Raw genomic sequence first — 6,000 nt, 5'->3', positions numbered from 1 at the left:
ACCTACGACCTCACTCCACCAGCTTCCTCAGCTCCGCCTTCGCCACCTTCTCCAGGGTCGAGCGCGGCATGTCGTCGACGAGCCTGATCTCGCGCGGCACCTTGAAGTCGGCAAGGCTGTTGCGGCAGGCGGCCATCACGCGGTCCTGCAGATCCGGCGGCGCAGCCGCGACGCCGCCATGCGGGATGATGAAGACGACTGGCACCTCGTCCAGCATCGGATGCTTCTTCGCCACCACCGCGGCCTCGCGCACGCCTGATACAATTGCGATGACCTGCTCGATCTCGGAGGCCGCGACGTTCTCGCCGCCGACTTTCAGCATGTCCTTGGCGCGGTCGCCGAACCTGATGAAGCCGTTCACCAGCCGCGTGACGCGATCGCCGGTGAGGAAGAAGCCGTGCTTGTCAAAGCTCTCGCGCGTCGCCTTCTCGTTGTGCAGATATTCGGCGAACAGCGACAGGCCGGGGATGCCCTTGATTGCGAGGTTACCGGTGTCGCCGACTTCGGTCGGCCGTCCGTCGTCGTCGGTGATGCGGATCTGATATTCGGGCGCGGCGCGGCCGATCGACATCGGAATGTTGGGCTGGTCGACCTCGCCGATGATGCCGTGGGTGATGGTCTCGGTCATGCCCCACCAGCCGATGATCTTGACGCCGAACGCGGCAAAGGCCGGTGGCTCGTTCACCGCCGTGCCCCATAGGCGGAATCTATGGTCGCGCGGAATCTCCTGCTCGAGCAGCGCCTTCATGCAGAAGGGAATGGTCGAGGTCCAGGTCGAACCATGCTCGCGCGCAACGTTCCAGAACCGGCTCGCGGAGAAGCGCGGTTGGATCACGCAGGTCGCCCCGACCCACAACGTCGCCAGCATGGAATAGGCCAGCGCATTGGTGTGGAATAGCGGCAGATAGGTCTGGTGCACGTCGCTGGCGTGAAGGTCCTCATGCGCCGCATTGATCTTGGCACCCCACAGCGCATTGGCGTGGGTCCACAGCACGGCCTTCGGCCGCGATGTCGTGCCCGAGGTGTACTGCACACTGCACGGCGCCAGCGGATCGGTCGCGCGCTTCGGCCGATCGGCGCTGTCGGAAAACAGCGCCTCAAAACCGTCGCTGCGTGAAACGGCCTGTGCAGGCGCCGCGCCCGCATCGTGCGACGTCACCGCCATCCAGCTGACGTTGCGGCAATTCTGCGCGACCATCTCCGCATAAGCCGGTTGCGTGATCGCAGCGACCGCGCCGCAATGATCGGCGAAATATTCCATCTCCGCCGGCGCCGAGCGGGTGTTGGTGGTGACCGCAATGGCCCCGAGTTCGACGCAGGCAAACCAGGCCAGCAGCGCCTCGATGCAATTGTCCAGGTGAATGAGCACATACTCGCCCGGCTTCACGCCGCGCTTGGCAAGCCCGGCCGCGAGCGCGCCGACCCGCTCGTGAAACTCGCCATAGCTCCAATGCCGCGCCGGCGCATCGAACGGCGCCCAGATCAGGAACGGATGATCCCGGCGCACCTCGGCGCGCATCCTCAGCAGCCAGGGCACATCGAGCCCGTCGAACGGGGTCACGATACCGGCCGCGGTTTGTTGGATAGCCATGAAACCTCCCGTGCAGCCTGCATCTTGATGGCGGCTGCCTCTTTATGATTGCGTCTTCCTGCCATCGGACAGCACCGGCATGCCTTATCCTTTCGTCGCCGAGGACCTTGCGTACTTTCCGCAGCAGATGAGCTTTGTTACAACGCCGCCGCCGCCGTCTTCAAGACGTCAGGCCTTCAAGAACAACACTGGGAGAACCCTCGAAATGATCACTCGCCGTACCGCGCTGGGCCTGCTCGCCGCGACTCCGCTTGCAGCCAGCCCGCTGTCGAAGGCTCTTGCGGCGGATTATCCGTCCCGGCCGGTGAAGTTCGTGGTGGGTTATCCGCCCGGAGGCGCCACCGACATTCTGGCGCGGCTGATCGGGCAGCGGCTGTCAGAACGGCTCGGCCAGCAATTCGTGGTCGAGAACAAGCCGGGCGCCGGCAACAATATCGGGACCGAATCCGTCGTGAATGCCGAGCCCGACGGCTACACCGTGCTGCTGGTCAATCCGGCGAACTACATCAACGCGACGCTCTACGCCAATCTCAAGTTCAACTTCATTCGTGACATCGCGCCGATCGCCGCGTTCCAGCGCGTGCCGAACGTGATGACCGTCAACAAGGACGTGCCGGCCAAAACCGTCGCCGAGTTCATCGACTATGTGAAGGCCAATCCCGGCAAGGTGAACATGGCTTCCTCCGGCAACGGCACCTCGGTGCATCTGTCCGGCGAGATGTTCATGGCCATGACCGGCTGCAAGATGCAGCACGTGCCCTATCGCGGCGCCGCGCCCGCGATCACCGACATGCTCGGCGGCCAGGTGCAGGTGATCTTCGACAACATGCCCTCGATCATCCAGCACATCCGTTCCGGAAGCTTGCGTGCGCTCGGCGTCACCACGGCGCAGCGCTCGCCGCAACTACCTGATGTGCCCGCGATCGGCGAGACCGTGAAGGATTACGAGGCGAGCGCACTGTTCGGCATGGGTGCGCCGAAGAACATGCCCAAGGACCTGATCGCCAGGCTCAACAACGAGATCAACACGATCATGAAGGAGCCCGAGATGACCAAGCGCCTGGTCGAACTCGGCGGCGATCCGCTGGTGGAGACGCCGGAGGCGTTCGGCAAGGAGATCGAGGCCGAGACCGCCAAGTGGAAGAAGGTCGTCGAGTTCGCCGGCCTCAAGGTCGAATAGTGATCGCGTAATTGCGTGCGCATGAAGCCCCGCCGAAACGCGGGGCTTTTTTCTTGCGTGGTTCCAGCTTGACGAGCCGCCGTTTGCGCCTATACTAAACCTTATGGTTAAGTATCTTGACGAGACGCTCGATCGCACCTTTGCGGCACTGTCCGATCCGACACGGCGCGCGCTGCTGGCGCGTCTCGGCGAAAAGGATGGCCTATCGGTGAGCGAGCTCGCCGCACCGTTCCCGATCTCGCTGCCGGCAATCATGAAGCATCTCGACGTGCTTGACGATGCGGGCCTGATCGTGCGCGAGAAGACCGGGCGTACGGTGTCCTGCCGGCTCACCGCGCAGCCGATGGAGCAGGCGATGAACTGGCTCAATCGCTACGCACAATTCTGGTCCGAGAGCTTCGACCGCCTTGCCGCCTTTGTGGAGGACAAACCATGGTCAACGCAGTCGCCGGCGCCGCCGAACGCGCAAACGAAGGTCCAAGCCTCACGCTCACGCGCCGGCTCCGCGCGCGGCCGGAAAAGGTCTTCGCCGCCTGGACGCAAGCACCGCAGCTAGTGCAATGGTTCGGGCCGCCGAACATGAAGCCCGCGACCTTGAATGCGGAACTCGACGTGCGCACCGGTGGGCGCTACCGCATCTCATTCACCCGCGACGACGGCGAATATTTCGAGGCCGGCGGCATCTACCGGGAGGTGGTGCCGAACGAGCGGCTGGTTTTCACCTGGGCCTGGCACTCGACGCCGGAGCGCGAATCGCTGGTGACGATCACGTTGAAGCCTGACAGCGCCGGCACGCTGATGATCTTCCATCATGCCCAGTTCTTCGACGAGACCGCGCGCGATAACCATCAGCGTGGCTGGAATTCGTTCTTCGACAAGCTCGACAGCTTCGTCGCCTGATCTCTGTCAAAGGAGGATACCATGCAGCAACATCAGATCGTCTCCCGCGAGCAATGGGTCGCAGCCCGTAAAGCGCATCTGGCGCATGAAAAGGAATTGTCGAGGGCGCGCGAGCGTCTGGCCGAGGAGCGTCGGGCCTTGCCCTGGGTGAAGGTCGACAAGACCTACATATTCGACGGGCCGAACGGCAAGGTAACGCTTGGCGATCTGTTCAAGGGGCGCCCGCAGCTCGTGGTCCAGCACGTGATGTTCGCGCCGGATTGGGAGGCTGCCTGCAAGAGTTGTTCGTTCTGGGCCGACGGCTTCGAGCGCATGGTGCCGCATCTGGCGGCGCGCGACACCACGATGGTCGCGATCTCACTGGCACCCAGCGCAAAGCTCGAAGCGTTCAAGAAGCGCATGGGCTGGACATTCGACTGGGTATCGTCTGGCAATAGCGACTTCAACCACGATTACGAAGTCTCGTTCACGCGTGAAGAGATCGACAGAGGTGTGCCAAAGTACAATTTCGGCACCACGCCGTTCTATGGCCCGGAGCTACCTGGCATCAGCGTGTTCTTCCGCAACGAGGCCGGCGAGATCTTTCATACCTATTCCTGTTTCGCCCGCGGCCTCGACATGATGAACGCGGCCTATCAATATCTCGACCTCACCCCGCTTGGCCGTCACGAGGAGGGCCTGCCCTATCCGATGGACTGGGTCCGTTTGCGCGACCAGTACGAGCCGGAGGCGAAGGGCGCGTGCTGCCACGGGTGAGGGGGCGGCGCTTCGCGCTCGTTTGCCAAGAGTTATCCCCGTCACCCTGAGGTGCTCGCCTTCGGCGAGTCTCGAAGGGCGACGGCCCCGGCTGCATCTCGGCCGTTCATCCTTCGAGGCTCCCCGCATGGCGCGTTGCGCCGCGCGGCTCGCACCTCAGGATGACGGGATCGAGCTGAGTCGATTTGCTATTTCTTCGCGTCGGCCTGCTCCGTGCCCTTGCACGAGATCAACATCGTGTAGGCCCGCGCGTTGCCGGCGATCTCGGGGGTCTTGAGCTCGCCCTTCGGTTCGGCGGTCTGATACGGCACCACCGAATTGTCGAGGAAGTCGCGCAGCGCGCCGGTCTTGATCGCGAAGTTGATGTTTTCGGGAATGCTGCCGGTGGCTGCGGCGACTCGCAACCCATCGAGCTTCCCGGTGACGACGCCGACAAGCTGACCGGTCGTGTCGAACAGTGGACCTCCGCTGTTGCCGGGCTGCACGGGCGCACTGATTTGCAGGAAACGCGAATCGTTGCGCATGCCGCTGAGCGAACTCACAATGCCGGTCGTCACGGTGAAGTCCGAGGTCAGCAATCCGTGAAATGGAAAGCCGATCGCGACGACGGAATCGCCTGACCGGATCGGGCGGTCACGGATCCGGGCAAACTCCTTGAACGACGCCGTCGACGGTGTCTGCAAAAGGGCCAGATCGTTGTTCGCATCAGCAGACACGACACGCAGCACCATCGCGGCTTCGCCAGTGAGATTGCCCTTGAGCTCGCTGCAGCCCTCGATCACGTGGTTGTTGGTGACGATGTGTCCGGCAGCGCTGACCACAAAACCGGTGCCGAAGCCACTCTTGGCACCTTTGCCGGGCTTGCTTGCCGGCGGCGCGCCTTGCTTGTCTGCCGTGGCGGCCGGCTTCGCCGCGCCCTTGGTGAAATCGCCGGCCTTGTCGAGCCCGTCGGCCTTCACTTTGGTCACGCAATTGGCCAACGCGGCGATCACTGGTCCGGTCGATCTCAGGTCGAAGTTCAGGACAGCGGGGCCGGCCGTCGCGACCATCAGGCTTGCCTTCTGAAACGTACGCACGACATTGAGCGGCATGACGGCCGTGAGCATGTCGGGCCGGTACGCCGTGGCGTACAGCCTGGCTTGCTCCTGCCCGTCAAAGGTCACGTCGATTGCGGCGTTCTCGCTCTTGTTGAAGTGATAGTTGGGACTCGCAAAGGCGAGCGACCATATGCCGGCGGCATTCTGGCTCACGACGAGGATGACGCCGTTCGCATAAGGCGCCGTCGCCGCGCAATGGGAGAATGCGCCCGTCTCGTCGTTGCTGAAGGCGCCGCCGACCCAGCCGCCGACATTGACGGTGCCGAATGGTCCTTTCGCATGCGCTGTCCCAACAAGACACACCTGCAGCAGAGCTGCAGCGACGAACGACCTTGACCGCATGACTTCCCCCAAGGGCAACCTTGGCCGCATCTTAGTCGGGCTGGTGGCCGGTGTGCAACCGGTAGTTGTCCGCGCGGCGCTCGTCCCTGGCAGGCGATTTCCCGGCTTGCGTTTACTTTGTAGCGCGGTATACT

The 6,000-nt window shown here is 63.3% G+C and carries 6 protein-coding genes; 4 read left to right on the top strand and 2 right to left on the bottom strand.

Going from position 1 to position 6,000, the window contains the following annotated elements; all coding sequences use genetic code 11:
* Window positions 1-10 precede the first annotated feature (10 nt).
* Window positions 11-1,591 carry an ATP-dependent acyl-CoA ligase gene (locus XH80_RS09420; RefSeq protein ID WP_271598354.1) on the bottom strand — a complete coding sequence of 527 codons (1,581 nt, stop codon included), beginning with the start codon at window positions 1,589-1,591 and terminating at the stop codon, window positions 11-13.
* A gap of 205 nt (window positions 1,592-1,796) precedes the next feature.
* On the opposite strand from XH80_RS09420, the gene XH80_RS09415 reads away from it, so the two are divergent.
* From XH80_RS09415 to XH80_RS09400, 4 genes are all read left to right on the top strand, one after another.
* Complete coding sequence (locus XH80_RS09415; RefSeq protein WP_271598353.1) at window positions 1,797-2,771, top strand: Bug family tripartite tricarboxylate transporter substrate binding protein; 975 nt, start codon at window positions 1,797-1,799, stop codon at window positions 2,769-2,771.
* Between the two features lie 103 nt (window positions 2,772-2,874).
* The gene (locus XH80_RS09410) at window positions 2,875-3,327 is read left to right on the top strand and encodes an ArsR/SmtB family transcription factor (protein WP_271598352.1); all 453 of its coding nucleotides are present in this window, start codon (window positions 2,875-2,877) and stop codon (window positions 3,325-3,327) included.
* The gene (locus XH80_RS09405; protein WP_245317233.1) at window positions 3,327-3,671 is read left to right on the top strand and encodes an SRPBCC family protein; all 345 of its coding nucleotides are present in this window, start codon (window positions 3,327-3,329) and stop codon (window positions 3,669-3,671) included. The genes XH80_RS09410 and XH80_RS09405 overlap by 1 nt, the downstream gene beginning before the upstream one ends.
* Window positions 3,672-3,692: 21 nt before the next feature.
* Window positions 3,693-4,427, top strand: a complete 735-nt coding sequence (locus tag XH80_RS09400; protein ID WP_271598351.1) for a DUF899 domain-containing protein — start codon at window positions 3,693-3,695, stop codon at window positions 4,425-4,427.
* Window positions 4,428-4,615: 188 nt separating this feature from the next.
* On the opposite strand, the gene XH80_RS09395 is transcribed toward XH80_RS09400, so the two are convergent.
* Window positions 4,616-5,866 (bottom strand): S1C family serine protease, encoded by a 1,251-nt coding sequence (locus tag XH80_RS09395; RefSeq protein WP_271598350.1) that lies wholly within the window; start codon window positions 5,864-5,866, stop codon window positions 4,616-4,618.
* Window positions 5,867-6,000: the final 134 nt, after the last annotated feature.

The sequence above is a fragment of the Bradyrhizobium sp. CCBAU 45384 genome (assembly GCF_028128665.1).
Taxonomy (GTDB): Bacteria; Pseudomonadota; Alphaproteobacteria; order Rhizobiales; family Xanthobacteraceae; genus Bradyrhizobium; species Bradyrhizobium manausense.
Note: the sequence above shows the minus strand (reverse complement) of the source record. Positions and strands in the feature narration are given on the sequence as shown.